Here is a 15848-nt window from a genome sequence, read left to right on the forward strand (position 1 = left end):
TAGAAAAAAAATATTTTATTTTTTTCGTTCCGTAGGAACGTTTCATGTTGTAGGCGTGTGGTATTTTCTATCAAGTACAAGCCCATATTCAAATAAACCCGACAGTAGCGGACACTGAACGCAGTGAGGTAAAGCGAATGGCGGGGCTAGCGGAACCGAAGCACAACTAGCCCTGCTTTCTAAAAAAAAAGTAAGTTTTTTCAATTAATTAAAAGGTCTTCGACTACCTTCCCCGGCCGTCGTCCCATTTATTACGCTCGTCTTGCAGTTCACGGGCAAGTTTCATTTCCTTATCTTTTGCCTTTACCTTGTGCGCCTGAAATTCATCAGCCACTTCCTGATAAAGTTCTGTTCTATATTTTGCTTCGTGCCTTAATTTACCCGATTGGAAAATGACAAAGGCCAAACCTACCCCAAGTACAATAATAATGGCCCAAACAATGGTATTATAGGTGCCTTTATTAAAAGATATGCCTAAAAATTTAATTTCGTTAACGGCTGCATTGGCATTGGCCAGCGAACTTTCTTTTCCATTTACTTCGCCTTTTAAGCTCGAAATGTTATCGGCCTGTGCTTTAATTTCCTGACGGGCTTCCTGCAACTGTTTACGTTCTTTTCTTAGCGTATCACTAACACTTTTCCATAAAGATGATAACCGTGATGGATTGATCAGCCTTGCGCCGTTGAAGCTTTTAGATTTCTTTAACATGAACTGATACTGGCCATTTAGAGATGGGTCGGTATTTTTGGTAGTGTCAGGTAAAGTTTGCCCAAAGGCAACGTTTAAAAATAGCATAGCGCCTAAAAACAATAGGGTGTGTTTAATTTTCTGCATAGTTTAAATATAGGTGTTAGAATGTAAAACTACATTTTTATCCATTTTCCGGTTAATAAAATTTGTTTAAGGTTTTGGTAAATCGATAAAATTGTGCTGGTTTAACATTCTAAATAACAATTTTATCTAAGTTTTATTATAAATTTATTTGCGATAGGTTACATTTGTTTCATGCAAATAGGAATTATTGGTTTGGGCGATATGGGCAAATTGTATGCGCTATCGTTCTTAAACGCTGGTTATAAGGTATGTGGGGCAGATATGCCCTTACGTTTTACAGATTTAAAAAAAGAGCTGGAACCTAAAGGAATCGAGGTTTTAATCGATGGTCATGAGGTTGCCCGTAAATCAGACTTTATTATCTATTGCGTTGAAGCCGAAAAAATTGATGAAGTGGTGGCTACTTTTGCACGCTCAACTAAATATGGCGCCATAGTTGCCGGACAAACTTCGGTTAAACATCCTGAAATTGCTGCTTTCGAAAAACACCTTCCGGAAGATACCCAGATTGTAACCTGCCATTCTTTGCACGGTCCGGCATTTAGTCCGGAAGGGCAAACGCTCGTAGTGGTACGTCACCGTGCTACCGATGCTGTTTATGCCAAAGCTTTAGAAGTTTATAAATCTTTAAAATCGAACATTATTGAAATGGACGATTATAGAGAACACGACCGCATTGTGGCCGATACACAGGCAGTAACACATATGGGTTTCGAAAGCATGGGCTCGGCATGGAAAAATGCAGGGTTTTTTCCCTGGGATAATCCGGCATATGCGGGTGGAATCGACAACGTGAAAATTTTGACCACGCTGAGGATTTTTAGCTATAAATCGCACATTTATGCGGGTTTGGCTATTTTAAATCCTTATGCCCAGAAACAGGTAAAATATTATGCGCAGGCAGAATCTGAACTGTTTAAGCTCATGATCTGTGAAAATGAAGCGGAGTTTAGGGAAAAGATCTATGCGGCCCGCGATTTTGTTTTTCATGAAAGTCGTGCGCTTTTACTGCTGGATGATAACATCATGAAAGAATTCAGCCTATCAGATGCCAGCCATAAACAGAAACCAAATTCGCATTTGAGTTTGCTGAGCATGGTATATGCCTGGTATAAGATGGGTGTAAATCCTTACGATAACCTGATCTGCCAAACGCCTCCTTTTAAATTGAGGCTGGGCATTGCCGAATACCTTTTCAAGAATGAAGCGATGCTAGAGGAATCGATTAGTACTGCTTTATATGATAAATCTATCCGTGGCGACGATTTGGAATTCCATACCGCTGTGCACGAATGGGCATCGATTATCGGTTATGGTGATTTAAAAGGGTACAAAGAGCATTTCGAAGCTGCCAAATCATTCTTCGCGAACCGTTTAAATGATGGTAGGGATTTGAGTGCGGAAATGATTAAGCGATTAGGTAAGTAACAATTAGGGATGAAGACCATTCTGAATAAACCTGAACGGGTTTCGCTTTTGCAGCAACATTTAAAAGAAATAGAAATTCTTTGTGATGAGTACGATAAGGGAGATGATGCTGTTATTTTATCCATCGCCGAAAAAACCGTCGTGATTTTCCATAACTCCGATCAAGCAAAAGCATTGTTGAGTCAGCTTAAATTAAATCACCTCGATATGTACTGCAGTTCGGAAATTTACAATTCCAAAAGCCTCACTAATTTTATCGGATTATTGAAATTGATGCATCGTGAAGGAAAGGGCTGGGGATATGCTGGCAGGCTAGACCGGTCTGCTTTAAAAGCAGTAACACAAGAAAACTGGTGGAACAATAAAAAAATAATTGTCGATTCGGACGGGGTTGCTTTTACAAGAGCTAAAATAATTAAATCATTAGCCAATAGTGAGCCTTTGGTGCTCAATACTTCGGGCTGGACAGTAAAAGATGCAAAAGGTAATAAATCGGCCATTAATCCAATTCCTGAAACTGTTCGGCAAATTGCTTTCGAACTGCTTGAAAGTTTTCGGGGTGTTGATTTGAATAAGGAAAGTAAGCTTCATAAGTAATAATGGAATGAAAGAATTATTGAATTTTGAATGAATCAATTACTGAATGGGCATTCGCCTGTTATTCTCCCGTTAAAACTCACCTACTCCATCATTCACTCCTTCAAAATTCTATTTATCCATATAACATATAGACTTTATTTTATTCCCTCGATCCTTCGTTTAGCCAAAAACAGTGCATTATATTTGCCCGCATGTCGGTATTGCTGTTTACCATTATCGTTTTATTAGGTGCTTTTTTAGCCGGACTATTGGGTTCACTAACAGGTTTAGGTGGAGGGGTAATTATTATTCCCTTACTTACCCTGGCTTTGGGTGTAGATATTCATTATGCTATAGGTGCATCCATTGTTTCTGTTATTGCTACCTCTTCAGGTTCTGCGGCAGCCTATGTTAAAGAAGGGATTACGAATATCCGTATAGGTATGTTTTTAGAAATCGCGACTACAATAGGAGCGGTTTGTGGAGCAATTGTGGCCGTTTACCTCAATGCCAACTATATTGCTATTCTTTTTGGCTGCATCCTCATTTTTTCGGCCATCATGACCTTGAAGAAAAAAGTAGATCATACTACTTTAGACAATACCGATAAATGGGCCAATTTTTTTAAGCTTAACGGATCTTATCCTGATAAAGGGGTAGATCATCCATATGCAGTAAAACATGTTCCCGGAGGTTTTTTAATGATGCTGTTTGCCGGAACATTATCCGGTTTGCTTGGTATTGGGAGTGGGGCACTGAAGGTAATTGCAATGGATAATATTATGCGTTTGCCCTTTAAGGTATCAACCACTACCAGTAATTTTATGATGGGGGTTACGGCAGCGGCCAGTGCAGTGGTTTATTTGCACCGTGGCCAGATCGACCCTGGTATTGCCATGCCAGTGTGTATCGGCGTTTTAACAGGGGCAACAGTTGGCTCGAAAGTTTTGCTGAGGGCCAAAACCGATAAACTTAAAATTGTATTTGCCATTGTAGTTGCCTTTTTAGCACTGCAGATGATATATAAAGGAATAAGCGGATTATAATGGATACAACAGGAAAAGAAAACCTAAACGATAAGGATATTCAGGTAATTCTGGGTACACTTCTGCGTGCAGGCGTAATTATTTCGATGAGCATTGTACTAATAGGCGGTGCCATTTTCCTGATCCATAACAAGGGCGCAATCACCGACTATAAAGTTTTTAAACCCGAACTAAACAAGTTTTCATCCATAGTGGCTATATTTAGGGGAGTATCTAGTTTTCAGGGCGACGCCATCGTGCAGTTTGGTATCCTGATGTTGATTTTTACGCCGATAGCCCGCATTGTTTTCGCTATTTTTAGCTTTTTAATTGAGCGTGATTACCTCTATGTACTCATTGGAATGATCATTTTAGCGATCATAACCATCAGTTTAAATGGTGGTTTGGCACATTAACATCTCTTTTTTAGTTAAATCCCATCATATCAGCAATTTATTTGAAAAAATATTTGGCTAACTATTTGAAAATTAATAATTCTTGTCTATCTTTGCCGTCCCTTTCGGGGGATGTACAACCACCTTGAACGAAGCCCTACTGCTTCGATGGGTGTTAAAAAGAAAAGATAAAATGTCAGGAATTATTGGAAAAAAAGTAGGAATGACCAGTATCTTTGATGCCGAAGGAAGAAACATTCCTTGTACGGTAATCGAGGCTGGGCCTTGTGTAGTTACACAAGTAAAGACCGAAGAAAAAGACGGGTATTCATCAATCCAATTGGGTTACGATGAGAAAAAAGAGAAAAACACAACTCAACCGTTAAAAGGCCATTTCGCGAAAGCAAACACAACTCCGAAACGCAAGCTGGTAGAATTCGATTCGTTTACAACTTCACTTAATTTAGGTGATGTAGTAACCGTTGAGGCATTCGCAGAAGGCGATTTTGTTGATGTTGTAGGTACCTCAAAAGGTAAAGGTTTTCAAGGTGTTGTAAAACGCCACGGATTTGCCGGTGTTGGTATGCAGACTCACGGTCAGCATAACCGTTTACGTGCCCCAGGTTCATTGGGAGCATCATCATTCCCTTCACGTGTATTCAAAGGAATGCGCATGGCTGGAAGAACAGGTGGAGACAGGGTAAAAGTTCAGAACTTACAGGTTTTGAAAGTTTATGCTGAGCAAAACTTATTAGTAGTTAGTGGTTCCATTCCAGGAGCTAAAGGTTCTTACGTAATCTTAGACAAGTAATCAGATGGAAGTTAAAGTATTAAACATTTCAGGTAAAGAAACAGGTGCCAAGGTGCAACTTCCTGAATCGGTATTTGGTATCGAGCCTAACGACCACGCGATTTATTTAGATGTAAAACAGTATTTGGCTAACCAACGTCAAGGTACTCACAAATCTAAACAACGTAATGAGATTGCTGGTTCAACTCGTAAACTATACAAACAAAAAGGTACAGGTGGTGCCCGTGCTGGTAGCATTAAATCTCCGTTATTTAACGGTGGTGGTCGTGTTTTCGGTCCTCAGCCACGTGATTATAGCTTTAAATTGAACAAGAAATTAAAATCATTAGCACGTAAATCTGCTTTGGCTTATAAAGCAAAAGACAACAACGTGGTAGTTTTAGAAGATTTCAACTTCGATACGGCTAAAACTAAAAACTATACAAGTTTATTGGCTGCGTTAAACGTAGGTACTCAAAAAACTTTATTGGTTTTACCTGCACAAAATAATAATATCTATTTATCAAGCAGAAATATTCAGAAAACTAAAGTAATCTCGGCAGCAGATTTAAATACTTATGATGTATTAAACGCTGGTGTACTTGTGTTAACTGCTGATTCTGTTAAAACTTTGGAGGAGGCGTTTGCCAAATAATATGGAAATTTTAAAAAAACCAATATTAACCGAAAAAGCTTCAGCTTTAACTGAGAAATCTAACCGTTTCACATTTAGCGTTAACCACAAGGCTAACAAAATCCAGATTAAACAAGCAATTGAGAAATTGTACGGTGTAACCATCGTTGCAGTTAACACCATGGTTGTTGATGGAAAAGCTAAATCTCGTTACACTAAAGCAGGTTTTGTATCTGGCCGTAGCCCGAAATACAAAAAAGCAATCGTAACGTTAAAAGACGGCGAAACAATAGATTATTACGCAACCCTTTAATTTAATAATTCATTATAACTATGGGCTTAAGAAAATTTAAACCAGTTACTCCAGGTACCCGCTTCAGAGTTGGTGCTAGTTTTACGGAGATTACAGCAACCAAGCCCGAAAAATCATTGGTTGTATCATCAAAAAAGTCTGGTGGACGTAACAACACAGGAAAAATGACTATGCGCTACATGGGCGGTGGTCACAAAAAATCATATCGTTTAATCGACTTCAAACGCGATAAATTCGATATTCCTGCAACAGTAGCTACTGTTGAATACGATCCAAACCGTACTGCCCGCATCGCATTATTACATTATGCAGATGGCGAGAAGCGTTATATCATCGCTCCTGAAGGATTGCAAGTTGGTTCGGTATTATTATCGGGCGATAAAGCAACACCAGAAGTAGGTAACACTTTAAAATTATCGAACATTCCATTAGGTTCTATCATCCACAACGTGGAGATTCACCCTGGAAAAGGAGCACAATTAGCTCGTAGTGCAGGTGCTTACGCACAATTAGCTGCCCGCGATGGTAAATATGCTACTTTAAAAATGCCTTCAGGCGAAACCCGTTTAATCTTGACTACTTGTCTGGCTACTATCGGTGCTGTATCTAACTCAGATCACGCAAACGAAGTATTAGGTAAAGCTGGTCGTAAACGTTGGTTGGGCCGTCGTCCGAGAACTAGACCGGTAGCGATGAACCCTGTCGATCACCCAATGGGTGGTGGTGAAGGTAGATCATCAGGTGGTCACCCACGTTCAAGAAATGGCGTTTTAGCTAAAGGCTTTAAAACCAGAGAACTTAAAAAATATTCTAATCGTTACATCATAGAGAGAAGGAAGAAATAATGGCTCGTTCGATAAAAAAAGGACCTTATATTGACCATAACGTAGAGAAAAAAGTAAACTCTATGAATGATTCAGGCAAAAAGTCTGTAATCAAAACTTGGTCTCGCAGATCAATGATATCACCAGATTTCGTGAATCATACATTTGCTGTACACAACGGAAATAAATTTATCCCTGTGTACGTAACAGAAAACATGGTTGGTCACAAGTTGGGAGAATTTGCTCCAACCAGAACATTCAGAGGACACGCTGAAAAGAAAAAATAATTAGACAATGGAAGCAATAGCAAAATTAAACAATTGTCCAACCTCACCGCGTAAGATGCGTTTGGTTGTAGATCTTATCAGAGGTGAACGTGTAGAAAAAGCATTAAGCATTTTAAAGTTTACCAATAAAGAAGCAGCAATAAGAGTTGAGAAATTATTATTATCTGCTATCAAAAACTGGGAATCTAAAAATGAAGGTGCTCGCCCTGAAGAAAACCAACTTTTTGTAAAAACAGTTATGGTTGATGGTGGCCGTCAGTTAAAACGCTTACGTCCAGCTCCTCAAGGCCGTGGATATAGAATTCGTAAACGTTCTAACCACGTAACGCTGATTGTAGATAGTAAAAGTACAGAAACAACTCAAAACTAATTTTAGGAAATGGGACAAAAAGCAAATCCAATAGGTAACAGGTTAGGTATCATCAAAGGATGGGATTCTAACTGGTTCGGTGGCAACAACTACTCCGATAAATTAGTTGAAGATGAGAAAATAAGAAAATACCTTTCTGCCCGTATCGCTAAAGGCGGTGTTGCAAAAGTAGTAATCGAGCGTACGTTAAAACGTATCACGGTAACTATCCACACAGCTCGTCCAGGTATCGTAATCGGTAAAGCAGGTGCTGAGGTTGATAAAATTAAAGAAGAGTTAAAGAAATTAACTAAAAAGGAAATTCAAATTAACATCTTCGAAATTAAACGCCCAGAACTTGATGCACAATTAGTTGCAGAAGGTGTTGCAAAACAATTAGAAGCAAGGATCTCATTCCGTAGAGCAATGAAATCTTCTATCGCATCAACCATGCGTATGGGTGCTGAAGGTATCAAAATCATGACTTCTGGTCGTTTAGGTGGTGCTGAGATGGCACGTACTGAGCAGTACAAAGAAGGAAGAGTGCCTTTGCATACATTCCGTGCTGATATCGACTACGCTTTAGCTGAAGCCTTAACTACTTATGGTAAAATAGGTGTAAAAGTTTGGATCTGTAAAGGTGAGGTTTATGGAAAACGTGATTTGTCTCCAAACATTGGTGCAGCAAACAACGGTCCAAAAGGCCAATCAGATAAACCAGCTTTCGGTGGAAGAGATAACCGTGGTGGTGGAAGAGATAACCGTGGCGGTGGTAACGACAGACGTGGTGGAAACCAAGGCGGTGGTCGTGGTCCAGGCCAGGGTGGTGCAAACAGAGGTGGTGGCGCAGGCGCTAACAGAGGTCCTCGTAAATAATTGATTTATTAACATCGTTTAACGATTAGAACAAAATAAAATGTTACAGCCAAAAAGAACGAAGTTCAGGAAGATGCAAAAAGGCAGAATGAAGGGTTTAGCTTCTCGTGGAGCTGAGTTAGCATTCGGATCTTTCGGTATCAAATCTCTAGAAGCTACTTGGATCACAAGTCGTCAGATAGAGGCTGCCCGTATTGCCGTAACTCGTTTCATGAAACGTGAAGGCCAAGTATGGATCAGGATCTTCCCGGACAAACCGGTAACTAAAAAACCTGCTGAGGTACGTATGGGTAAAGGTAAAGGTGCTCCTGAGTATTGGGTAGCAGTTGTAAGACCAGGACGCGTAATTTTCGAAGCTGAAGGTGTGCCTTTAGAAGTTGCTAAAGAAGCATTGCGTTTAGCAGCTCAGAAATTACCGATCCAAACCAAATTCGTAGTACGTAGAGATTACGTAGAAGCATAGTAAAGTGTTGAGGTGAATGTTGTAAATACTTGTTTATTATAACCGCTACACTCAACGTAAAAGAAAAAGAAAAATGAAAAATTCAGAAATCACAGGGCTTTCAAAAGAAGAATTAGTAGCTAAGATTGCGGAAGAAAAAGAGAACTTATCAAAATTGAAGTTCGCTCACACTATTTCAGCTATCGAAAATCCTTCACGCATTGCAAAAGTAAGGAAAGACATAGCCCGTTTAAACACTGAGTTGACTAAAGTGAAAAACACTGAGTCAGCTACTGAAACTAAATAATTTGAGAGTCGACATGGAAAGACAATTAAGAAAAACAAGAACCGGGTTAGTGGTAAGCAACAAGATGGATAAATCTGTTGTAGTGAGCGTGGAACGTAAAGTAAAACACCCGATTTATGGTAAGTTCGTAAAGAAAACTACCAAATTTATGGCTCACGACGAGAAAAACGAATGCGGTATCGGTGATACAGTATTGATTATGGAAACTCGTCCTTTGAGTAAAAACAAGAACTGGAGATTGGTACAAATTTTAGAAAGAGCTAAATAAGATGGTACAACAGGAATCGAGATTAAACGTTGCTGATAACAGCGGCGCAAAAGAAGTATTGGTAATTCGCGTGCTAGGTGGAACCGGCAAACGTTATGCTTCAATTGGTGATAAAGTAGTTGTTACCGTAAAAAGCGCGTTACCTTCAGGTAACATTAAAAAAGGTACAGTTTCTAAAGCAGTTGTTGTAAGAACTAAAAAAGAAATCCGTCGTAAAGATGGTTCTTATATCCGTTTTGACGATAATGCTGCTGTATTATTGAACGCACAGGATGAGCCAAGAGGTACACGTATCTTTGGCCCGGTTGCGAGAGAACTACGTGAAAAACAATTCATGAAAATTGTATCATTAGCACCGGAGGTATTATAAAATGGGAAACAAAGTAAATACACCATCAAAACTTAAAATCCGCACAGGAGATTTAGTTAAAGTCATTGCTGGCGATTCAAAAGGTCAACAAGGAAAAGTACTTTCAGTACTTATAGATAAAAACAGAGCCATTGTAGAAGGCATTAACTTAGTATCTAAACATACTAAACCAAATGCTGCTAATCCTAACGGTGGTATTATTAAAAAAGAAGCTGCTCTTCACATTTCTAACTTGATGTTGGTTGATCCAAAATCTGGTAAAGCTACCCGCGTAGGTCGTAAACTTAACGCAGATGGTAAATTAGTTAGAGTTGCTAAAATTTCAGGAGAGGAGATTAAATAATGGCTACACCAAGATTAAAAAGCAAATACAAAGAAGAAGTTGTAAATGCATTAAAAGAAAAATTTCAGTACAAAACTGTAATGCAGGTTCCTAAATTGGAAAAAATCTGTATCAATCAGGGTGTTGGTCGTTTTTCTGTTACTGATAAGAAAATTATGGATACCACTATCGTTGAGTTGACTACCATTACTGGTCAGCAAGCGGTTCCGGCTAATTCAAAGAAAGATATCTCTAACTTTAAATTACGTAAAGGCATGCCAGTAGGTGTACGTGTTACGTTGCGCGATAACAACATGTACGAGTTCTTAGATCGTTTGATCTCTGTAGCTTTGCCTCGTATCCGCGATTTCAAAGGTATTAATGATAAAGGATTTGATGGAAAAGGTAACTATACATTAGGCGTTACTGAGCAAATCATCTTCCCTGAGATTAATATCGATAAAATCAATAAAATTTTAGGTATGGATATAACTTTCGTAACTTCGGCAAAATCTGACGTTGAAGCGCTTGAGTTATTGAAACAATTCGGATTACCATTTAAAAATCAAAAAACAGCAGAATAATGGCAAAAGAAGGTGTAAAAGCACGCGAAGTTAAGCGCCAAAAATTGGTAGCTAGATACGCTGAAAAACGTGCAGTATTAAAAGCTGCAGGAGATTTCGAGGGTTTAGATAAATTACCTAAAAACTCATCTCCAGTACGTTTACACAACCGTTGTAAATTAACTGGTCGCCCTCGTGGATATATGCGTACCTTTGGTATTTCAAGGGTAACGTTCCGCCAGATGGCACTAGACGGTAAAATACCAGGTGTTAAAAAAGCATCTTGGTAATATAAAGTACTAGTACTGAGTATCAAGTATAGAGTAGCAAGTATCAGGACCATATCGGACTTGATACTTGTATCTTATTACTTGATACTTATTTCTATGCTAAAAAAGAATTTTAACAGGTAGCAGGTCCCACAGCTGGGTAGCAGAAGGAAACCACTATCAAAAACAATAAAAAATGAATACAGATCCAATAGCAGATTATTTAACAAGAGTAAGGAATGCCATTAAGGCCAACCACCGTGTTGTAGAAATTCCTGCATCAAACCTTAAAAAAGAAATTACTAAAGTTCTTTTTGACAAAGGTTACATCGCGAACTACAAGTTTGAAGATACTACAGTTCAAGGCACTATTAAAATTGCTTTGAAGTACAATCCAATTACTAAAGTTCCTGCTATTCGTACATTAGTGCGAGTAAGTAAACCAGGTTTGAGAAACTATGCTGGTGTTGAAAATATGCCAAGAGTATTAAACGGTTTAGGTATCGCAATCTTATCTACTTCTAAAGGTGTAATGACCGATAAAGAAGCAGCCAAATTAAACATTGGTGGTGAGGTATTGTGTCACGTTTATTAATATTAGGAGAACAGCACAATGTCAAGAATAGGAAAAGCCCCAATTACAATCCCTGCAGGTGTTACAATTACCGTATCAAAAGATAACGTAGTAACTGTAAAAGGTCCTAAAGGTGAATTAACACAAGCAGTAGATTCAGATATCACTGTAAGTCAGGAAGACGGAATTTTAACAGTTCAACGTCCTTCAGAACAAAAGAAACACAAAGCATTACACGGTTTATATCGCTCATTGCTTAACAACATGGTTGTTGGTGTTACAGAAGGTTATAAATTAACTCAAGAATTAGTAGGTGTTGGTTACCGTGCTACAAACCAAGGTAACACATTAGATCTGGTTTTAGGTTATTCTCACCACTATGTATTCCAATTGCCAGAAGAGATTAAAGTAACTACATCTTCAGAAAAAGGTCAGACGCCTAAAATCGTTTTAGAAAGTATTGACAAACAATTGATCGGTCAGGTAGCAGCGAAAATCCGTTCGTTACGTGCACCAGAGCCATATAAAGGTAAAGGTATCAAGTTTGTAGGTGAAGTGTTAAGAAGAAAAGCAGGTAAATCAGCATCTAAAAAATAGTAATCATGGCAGGTAAAAAATTATCAAGAAGAGATCGTATTAAAAAAGGGATCAGAAAAAGACTTACCGGTTCGGAAGAACGTCCAAGGTTATCTGTATATAGAAGCAATAAAGGGATTTATGCGCAGGTAATTAACGATGTAACCGGTAAAACAATAGCATCAGCATCATCATTATCGAAAGATTTTACTGGTACTGGAAACAAAAGCGACCAGTCGGTAGCAGTAGGCAAATTAGTTGCCGAAAAAGCAATCGCTGCAGGTGTTAAAGAAGTTGTTTTCGATAGAAATGGCTATTTATACCACGGTCGTGTAAAATCGTTGGCAGAGGGTGCCCGCGAAGCTGGTTTAGTATTTTAATCTGAAGAAAAAGTAAGATGTCAACTATTAATATAAAAAGAGTAAAAACCACCGATATCGAATTAAAGGATCGTTTGGTTAGTATACAACGTGTTGCCAAAGTAACCAAAGGTGGCCGTACTTTCAGCTTCTCAGCAATTGTTGTTGTAGGTGATGAAAACGGTGTTGTTGGTTTCGGTTTAGGTAAAGCGAAAGAGGTAACTGAAGCAATCGCTAAAGGTGTGGATGATGCTAAAAAGAACTTGGTAAAAGTTCCAATTTTAAACGGTACTGTTCCTCACGAGCAAATCGGTAAATTCTCAGGTGGTTTCGTTTTAATTAAACCAGCTGCAGTAGGTACCGGAGTAATTGCTGGTGGTGCGATGCGTGCTGTATTAGAGAGTGCTGGCGTGCATAACGTATTGGCAAAATCTAAAGGATCATCTAACCCACACAACGTGGTAAAAGCAACTGTTGATGCATTAACTAAAATGCGTGATGCTTATACAGTAGCTCAAACTCGTGGTATAGATTTAAACAAAGTATTTAACGGATAATATCATGGCTAAGATCAAAATAACACAAGTAAAAAGCGTTATCGACAGAAGCGAGCGCCAAAAAAGAACCGTTCAGGCTTTGGGTTTATCTAAAATGAACCAAAGTGTTGAGGTTGAAGCTACTCCGCAGATTATCGGTATGGTTCGCAAAGTGAACCATTTGGTAGCAATCGAAGCAATCTAGTAAAAGTTTTAAAGGTAGTATGGGTAAAAGCCGGTACTACCTTTATATATGTTTAATCGTTGTACCTGTTTAGTGAAAGCGAAGGGCAACACAAATTCAAAAAAATGAATTTAAGTAATTTAAAACCTGCAGTAGGTTCTACAAAAAACAGCAAAAGAATTGGTCGTGGTACAGGTTCTGGTCGTGGCGGTACTTCAACTCGTGGTCACAAAGGTGCGGGTTCTCGTTCAGGTCACAAAACCAAAATCGGTTTCGAAGGTGGTCAGATGCCTTTACAACGTCGTGTGCCTAAAGTTGGTTTCAAACCAATCAACCGTACAGAATATGTTGGTGTAAACTTAGATGTTTTACAAGCTTTAGCTGAAAAACACAGCTTAACAACTATCGATTTCGCTGCTTTACAAGCACATGGTTTAGCTTCTAAAAACGACTTAGTTAAAATTTTAGGTCGTGGTGAAGTTAAAGCTAAGCTAGAAATTACAGCACATGCGTTCTCTGCAACCGCACAAAAAGCTATTGAAGCCGCAGGTGGTTCTATTGTAAAATTGTAATTATTAAATGAAGAAGCTATTTACTACTTTAAGTAATATCTGGAAAATTCAGGAATTAAAAGAGCGTATATTGTTTACGCTCTTAATTCTTTTGGTATACCGTTTCGTATCTCACGTGGTTTTACCAGGTGTAGATCCAACTGCTTTAGGCAATAACGAAAAATCAGGAATCTTAGGCTTACTAGATATGTTTGCCGGAGGTTCTTTCTCTCGTGTGTCTATTTTAGCATTGGGGGTAATGCCTTATATCTCTGCATCGATTGTGGTGCAACTATTGGGTATTGCTGTTCCTTCTTTCCAAAAAATGCAGAAAGAGGGCGAAAGTGGTAGAAAGAAAATGAACCAGATTACGCGTTACCTAACGGTAGCGATCACAATCGTTCAATCTGTTGGTTACGTTAAAACGCAAGTTCCTGCAGAAGCTATTTTATTGCCAAACACTTTATTCTTAGTGTTATCTACGTTTGTATTAACGGCAGGTACATTATTTGTAATGTGGTTAGGTGAAAAAATTACTGATAAAGGTATTGGTAACGGTACGTCACTAATCATTATGGTTGGTATTATTGCCCGTTTACCAGTTGCAATTTCTCAAGAATTTAGTGCGCGTGTAGGCTCATCTAGTGAAGGTGGAGGCCCGGTTGCATTGGTTTTAGAGATCGTTGCATTATTTGCAGTGGTAATGTTTACCATTTTAATTGTTCAAGGTGTACGTAAAGTACCTGTACAGTACGCAAAGAAAATTGTTGGTAACCGCCAGTTTGGTGGTGTTCGTCAGTACATTCCTTTAAAGGTAAATGCTGCAGGTGTTATGCCGATCATTTTTGCTCAAGCGTTAATGTTTATTCCGGGTGCTTTAATGCAGTTTGTTCCTTCATTACAAGGTTCTTGGTTAATCCAGTTCAGCAACACAACTTCGTTGGCTTATAGCTTAACGTTCGCATTTTTAATTATCGCATTTACTTTCTTCTATACTGCAATTACAGTTAATCCAACTCAAATGAGTGATGATATGAAGAAAAACGGTGGTTTTATCCCAGGTGTTAAACCGGGTTTTGCAACATCAACTTTTATTGATGATGTAATTTCTAAAATCACTTTCCCAGGTGCGGTATTTTTAGCGATCATTGCTATTTTACCTTCATTAGCGGTTAAGTTCGGCATTAAACAAGAGTTTGCACACTTCTTCGGTGGTACTTCTTTATTGATTTTGGTTGGTGTTGTATTGGATACTTTACAGCAGATCGAAAGTTATTTATTGATGCGCCATTATGATGGTTTGATGAAAACGGGTAGAGTTACTGGTAGAACAGGTGTTCCTGCTGCAAGTAGCAACGCAGCGTTGTAGTGTAACGGATGTCTAAAATTTATTACAAATCTCTTGAGGAGATCGAGTTAATAAGAGAAAGTTCCATGCTTGTTTCTAAAACTTTAGCCGAAGTGGCCAAGGTGATAAAAGCAGGCATGACTACTATCCAATTAGATAAACTAGCCTACGAGTTTATAAGTGACCACGGAGCGATTCCGGCATTTTTAAACTACAATGGTTTCCCTAATTCTTTATGTATTTCGCCAAATGAACAGGTTGTTCACGGTTTTCCAAGCGAATACGTAATCCAGGAGGGCGACTTAATTTCAGTTGATTGTGGGGTAATTAAAAACAATTATTTTGGCGATTCGGCTTATACCTTCTCTATCGGGGAGATTGATGCCGAAAAACAGAAATTAGTTGAGGTTACTAAACGTTGCCTGGAACTGGGTATAGAAAAAGCTGTTGTAGGTATGCGTATCGGTGATATCGGTTTCGCGGTTCAACAGTATGCAGAAGCTAATGGATTTGGTGTAGTAAGAGAGCTTGTAGGACATGGTGTTGGTGTAAAACTTCATGAGAAACCAGAAGTTCCGAATTATGGGAAACGTGGTGCAGGGCCAAAACTTGAAGAAGGAATGGTAATTGCGATAGAACCCATGATCAATGCAGGCGTAGCCGGTGTTAAATTCCATAACGATGGATGGACGGTAACCAGTAAAGACAATAAACCATCGGCACATTTTGAACACACAGTAGCCGTAAAAAAGGGCAAAGCAGATGTTTTATCGACGTTTTCTATAATAGAAGAAGTTTTACAACAAAAAAAATAAATAATTAAAATTTTTTATTTAATTTTGCA

General features: G+C 38.7%; 27 protein-coding genes. 26 read left to right on the forward strand and 1 reads right to left on the reverse strand.

The features are described 5' to 3' along the window. Positions 1-223: 223 nt before the first annotated feature. Positions 224-835: a hypothetical protein gene (locus tag AC1RJ8_RS12405; RefSeq protein ID WP_478359262.1), complete on the reverse strand. Its 612-nt coding sequence runs from the start codon at positions 833-835 to the stop codon at positions 224-226. Between the two features lie 171 nt (positions 836-1006). Here AC1RJ8_RS12405 and AC1RJ8_RS12410 point away from each other — a divergent pair, with 171 nt between their 5' ends. The 26 genes from AC1RJ8_RS12410 (at position 1007) to map (ending at position 15819) form a co-directional block, all read left to right on the forward strand. Next, a complete protein-coding gene (locus tag AC1RJ8_RS12410) occupies positions 1007-2263 on the forward strand; it encodes a prephenate dehydrogenase/arogenate dehydrogenase family protein (RefSeq protein WP_492954074.1) in 1257 nt (418 codons plus the stop codon). Between the two features lie 9 nt (positions 2264-2272). Further along, complete coding sequence (locus tag AC1RJ8_RS12415) at positions 2273-2860, forward strand: hypothetical protein (RefSeq protein ID WP_492954073.1); 588 nt, start codon at positions 2273-2275, stop codon at positions 2858-2860. Positions 2861-3054: 194 nt separating this feature from the next. Further along, positions 3055-3888, forward strand: coding sequence for a sulfite exporter TauE/SafE family protein (locus tag AC1RJ8_RS12420; RefSeq protein WP_492954072.1), 834 nt, complete (start codon positions 3055-3057; stop codon positions 3886-3888). Then, positions 3888-4283: a DUF1634 domain-containing protein gene (locus AC1RJ8_RS12425; protein ID WP_492954071.1), complete on the forward strand. Its 396-nt coding sequence runs from the start codon at positions 3888-3890 to the stop codon at positions 4281-4283. The genes AC1RJ8_RS12420 and AC1RJ8_RS12425 overlap by 1 nt, the downstream gene beginning before the upstream one ends. 172 nt (positions 4284-4455) lie before the next feature. After that, on the forward strand, positions 4456-5073 hold the full coding sequence (gene rplC / locus AC1RJ8_RS12430; RefSeq protein ID WP_492954070.1) for a 50S ribosomal protein L3: 618 nt from the start codon (positions 4456-4458) through the stop codon (positions 5071-5073). A 4-nt stretch (positions 5074-5077) separates the two neighbouring features. Continuing rightward, the gene (gene rplD, locus AC1RJ8_RS12435) at positions 5078-5707 is read left to right on the forward strand and encodes a 50S ribosomal protein L4 (RefSeq protein WP_029278647.1); all 630 of its coding nucleotides are present in this window, start codon (positions 5078-5080) and stop codon (positions 5705-5707) included. 1 nt (position 5708) lies between these two features. Then, a complete protein-coding gene (gene rplW / locus AC1RJ8_RS12440; RefSeq protein WP_029278648.1) occupies positions 5709-5999 on the forward strand; it encodes a 50S ribosomal protein L23 in 291 nt (96 codons plus the stop codon). Between the two features lie 20 nt (positions 6000-6019). Next, positions 6020-6844 carry a 50S ribosomal protein L2 gene (gene rplB / locus AC1RJ8_RS12445; protein ID WP_492954069.1) on the forward strand — a complete coding sequence of 275 codons (825 nt, stop codon included), beginning with the start codon at positions 6020-6022 and terminating at the stop codon, positions 6842-6844. Next, the gene (gene rpsS / locus AC1RJ8_RS12450; protein ID WP_010599906.1) at positions 6844-7110 is read left to right on the forward strand and encodes a 30S ribosomal protein S19; all 267 of its coding nucleotides are present in this window, start codon (positions 6844-6846) and stop codon (positions 7108-7110) included. The genes rplB and rpsS overlap by 1 nt, the downstream gene beginning before the upstream one ends. Before the next feature lie 7 nt (positions 7111-7117). Next, entirely contained in the window at positions 7118-7480 is a 363-nt protein-coding gene (rplV, locus tag AC1RJ8_RS12455) for a 50S ribosomal protein L22 (protein WP_029278650.1), read from the forward strand. 9 nt (positions 7481-7489) lie between these two features. After that, positions 7490-8335 carry a 30S ribosomal protein S3 gene (gene rpsC / locus AC1RJ8_RS12460; RefSeq protein ID WP_086547741.1) on the forward strand — a complete coding sequence of 282 codons (846 nt, stop codon included), beginning with the start codon at positions 7490-7492 and terminating at the stop codon, positions 8333-8335. A 40-nt stretch (positions 8336-8375) separates the two neighbouring features. Then, positions 8376-8798, forward strand: coding sequence for a 50S ribosomal protein L16 (gene rplP / locus AC1RJ8_RS12465; protein ID WP_010599903.1), 423 nt, complete (start codon positions 8376-8378; stop codon positions 8796-8798). A 73-nt stretch (positions 8799-8871) separates the two neighbouring features. Next, positions 8872-9084, forward strand: a complete 213-nt coding sequence (rpmC, locus tag AC1RJ8_RS12470) for a 50S ribosomal protein L29 (protein WP_025145217.1) — start codon at positions 8872-8874, stop codon at positions 9082-9084. Between the two features lie 13 nt (positions 9085-9097). Beyond that, complete coding sequence (gene rpsQ / locus AC1RJ8_RS12475) at positions 9098-9352, forward strand: 30S ribosomal protein S17 (protein WP_010599901.1); 255 nt, start codon at positions 9098-9100, stop codon at positions 9350-9352. A gap of 1 nt (position 9353) precedes the next feature. Further along, positions 9354-9722 carry a 50S ribosomal protein L14 gene (gene rplN, locus AC1RJ8_RS12480; protein WP_010599900.1) on the forward strand — a complete coding sequence of 123 codons (369 nt, stop codon included), beginning with the start codon at positions 9354-9356 and terminating at the stop codon, positions 9720-9722. A gap of 1 nt (position 9723) precedes the next feature. Then, entirely contained in the window at positions 9724-10065 is a 342-nt protein-coding gene (rplX, locus tag AC1RJ8_RS12485) for a 50S ribosomal protein L24 (protein ID WP_029278653.1), read from the forward strand. Further along, positions 10062-10628, forward strand: a complete 567-nt coding sequence (gene rplE / locus AC1RJ8_RS12490; protein ID WP_086547740.1) for a 50S ribosomal protein L5 — start codon at positions 10062-10064, stop codon at positions 10626-10628. Before rplX ends, rplE begins: the two co-directional genes overlap by 4 nt. Then, positions 10628-10897 (forward strand): 30S ribosomal protein S14, encoded by a 270-nt coding sequence (gene rpsN, locus AC1RJ8_RS12495; RefSeq protein WP_025145214.1) that lies wholly within the window; start codon positions 10628-10630, stop codon positions 10895-10897. The genes rplE and rpsN overlap by 1 nt, the downstream gene beginning before the upstream one ends. A gap of 175 nt (positions 10898-11072) precedes the next feature. Continuing rightward, positions 11073-11471: a 30S ribosomal protein S8 gene (rpsH, locus tag AC1RJ8_RS12500; RefSeq protein WP_010599896.1), complete on the forward strand. Its 399-nt coding sequence runs from the start codon at positions 11073-11075 to the stop codon at positions 11469-11471. An 18-nt stretch (positions 11472-11489) separates the two neighbouring features. Beyond that, on the forward strand, positions 11490-12047 hold the full coding sequence (rplF, locus tag AC1RJ8_RS12505; RefSeq protein ID WP_492954068.1) for a 50S ribosomal protein L6: 558 nt from the start codon (positions 11490-11492) through the stop codon (positions 12045-12047). A gap of 5 nt (positions 12048-12052) precedes the next feature. Then, the gene (rplR, locus tag AC1RJ8_RS12510; protein ID WP_029278655.1) at positions 12053-12406 is read left to right on the forward strand and encodes a 50S ribosomal protein L18; all 354 of its coding nucleotides are present in this window, start codon (positions 12053-12055) and stop codon (positions 12404-12406) included. A gap of 17 nt (positions 12407-12423) precedes the next feature. Beyond that, on the forward strand, positions 12424-12942 hold the full coding sequence (rpsE, locus tag AC1RJ8_RS12515; RefSeq protein ID WP_010599893.1) for a 30S ribosomal protein S5: 519 nt from the start codon (positions 12424-12426) through the stop codon (positions 12940-12942). Positions 12943-12946: 4 nt separating this feature from the next. Further along, on the forward strand, positions 12947-13126 hold the full coding sequence (gene rpmD / locus AC1RJ8_RS12520) for a 50S ribosomal protein L30 (RefSeq protein ID WP_010599892.1): 180 nt from the start codon (positions 12947-12949) through the stop codon (positions 13124-13126). Positions 13127-13230: 104 nt separating this feature from the next. Further along, positions 13231-13677, forward strand: a complete 447-nt coding sequence (gene rplO / locus AC1RJ8_RS12525) for a 50S ribosomal protein L15 (RefSeq protein ID WP_025145210.1) — start codon at positions 13231-13233, stop codon at positions 13675-13677. Between the two features lie 7 nt (positions 13678-13684). Continuing rightward, on the forward strand, positions 13685-15025 hold the full coding sequence (gene secY / locus AC1RJ8_RS12530; RefSeq protein WP_029278656.1) for a preprotein translocase subunit SecY: 1341 nt from the start codon (positions 13685-13687) through the stop codon (positions 15023-15025). Positions 15026-15033: 8 nt separating this feature from the next. Next, a complete protein-coding gene (gene map / locus AC1RJ8_RS12535; protein WP_230149484.1) occupies positions 15034-15819 on the forward strand; it encodes a type I methionyl aminopeptidase in 786 nt (261 codons plus the stop codon). Positions 15820-15848 lie beyond the last annotated feature (29 nt).

The organism is Pedobacter sp. GW822-FHT03F06 (genome assembly GCF_058801365.1).

What these genes read in the sequence shown, in the direction of transcription:
- AC1RJ8_RS12405 (WP_478359262.1), bottom strand. Translation starts at nt 835, where the DNA reads ATGCAGAAAATTAAACACACCCTATTGTTTTTAGGCGCTATGCTATTT.
- AC1RJ8_RS12410 (WP_492954074.1), top strand. Translation starts at nt 1,007, where the DNA reads ATGCAAATAGGAATTATTGGTTTGGGCGATATGGGCAAATTGTATGCG.
- AC1RJ8_RS12415 (WP_492954073.1), top strand. Translation starts at nt 2,273, where the DNA reads ATGAAGACCATTCTGAATAAACCTGAACGGGTTTCGCTTTTGCAGCAA.
- AC1RJ8_RS12420 (WP_492954072.1), top strand. Translation starts at nt 3,055, where the DNA reads ATGTCGGTATTGCTGTTTACCATTATCGTTTTATTAGGTGCTTTTTTA.
- AC1RJ8_RS12425 (WP_492954071.1), top strand. Translation starts at nt 3,888, where the DNA reads ATGGATACAACAGGAAAAGAAAACCTAAACGATAAGGATATTCAGGTA.
- rplC (WP_492954070.1), top strand. Translation starts at nt 4,456, where the DNA reads ATGTCAGGAATTATTGGAAAAAAAGTAGGAATGACCAGTATCTTTGAT.
- rplD (WP_029278647.1), top strand. Translation starts at nt 5,078, where the DNA reads ATGGAAGTTAAAGTATTAAACATTTCAGGTAAAGAAACAGGTGCCAAG.
- rplW (WP_029278648.1), top strand. Translation starts at nt 5,709, where the DNA reads ATGGAAATTTTAAAAAAACCAATATTAACCGAAAAAGCTTCAGCTTTA.
- rplB (WP_492954069.1), top strand. Translation starts at nt 6,020, where the DNA reads ATGGGCTTAAGAAAATTTAAACCAGTTACTCCAGGTACCCGCTTCAGA.
- rpsS (WP_010599906.1), top strand. Translation starts at nt 6,844, where the DNA reads ATGGCTCGTTCGATAAAAAAAGGACCTTATATTGACCATAACGTAGAG.
- rplV (WP_029278650.1), top strand. Translation starts at nt 7,118, where the DNA reads ATGGAAGCAATAGCAAAATTAAACAATTGTCCAACCTCACCGCGTAAG.
- rpsC (WP_086547741.1), top strand. Translation starts at nt 7,490, where the DNA reads ATGGGACAAAAAGCAAATCCAATAGGTAACAGGTTAGGTATCATCAAA.
- rplP (WP_010599903.1), top strand. Translation starts at nt 8,376, where the DNA reads ATGTTACAGCCAAAAAGAACGAAGTTCAGGAAGATGCAAAAAGGCAGA.
- rpmC (WP_025145217.1), top strand. Translation starts at nt 8,872, where the DNA reads ATGAAAAATTCAGAAATCACAGGGCTTTCAAAAGAAGAATTAGTAGCT.
- rpsQ (WP_010599901.1), top strand. Translation starts at nt 9,098, where the DNA reads ATGGAAAGACAATTAAGAAAAACAAGAACCGGGTTAGTGGTAAGCAAC.
- rplN (WP_010599900.1), top strand. Translation starts at nt 9,354, where the DNA reads ATGGTACAACAGGAATCGAGATTAAACGTTGCTGATAACAGCGGCGCA.
- rplX (WP_029278653.1), top strand. Translation starts at nt 9,724, where the DNA reads ATGGGAAACAAAGTAAATACACCATCAAAACTTAAAATCCGCACAGGA.
- rpsN (WP_025145214.1), top strand. Translation starts at nt 10,628, where the DNA reads ATGGCAAAAGAAGGTGTAAAAGCACGCGAAGTTAAGCGCCAAAAATTG.
- rpsH (WP_010599896.1), top strand. Translation starts at nt 11,073, where the DNA reads ATGAATACAGATCCAATAGCAGATTATTTAACAAGAGTAAGGAATGCC.
- rplF (WP_492954068.1), top strand. Translation starts at nt 11,490, where the DNA reads ATGTCAAGAATAGGAAAAGCCCCAATTACAATCCCTGCAGGTGTTACA.
- rplR (WP_029278655.1), top strand. Translation starts at nt 12,053, where the DNA reads ATGGCAGGTAAAAAATTATCAAGAAGAGATCGTATTAAAAAAGGGATC.
- rpsE (WP_010599893.1), top strand. Translation starts at nt 12,424, where the DNA reads ATGTCAACTATTAATATAAAAAGAGTAAAAACCACCGATATCGAATTA.
- rpmD (WP_010599892.1), top strand. Translation starts at nt 12,947, where the DNA reads ATGGCTAAGATCAAAATAACACAAGTAAAAAGCGTTATCGACAGAAGC.
- rplO (WP_025145210.1), top strand. Translation starts at nt 13,231, where the DNA reads ATGAATTTAAGTAATTTAAAACCTGCAGTAGGTTCTACAAAAAACAGC.
- secY (WP_029278656.1), top strand. Translation starts at nt 13,685, where the DNA reads ATGAAGAAGCTATTTACTACTTTAAGTAATATCTGGAAAATTCAGGAA.
- map (WP_230149484.1), top strand. Translation starts at nt 15,034, where the DNA reads ATGTCTAAAATTTATTACAAATCTCTTGAGGAGATCGAGTTAATAAGA.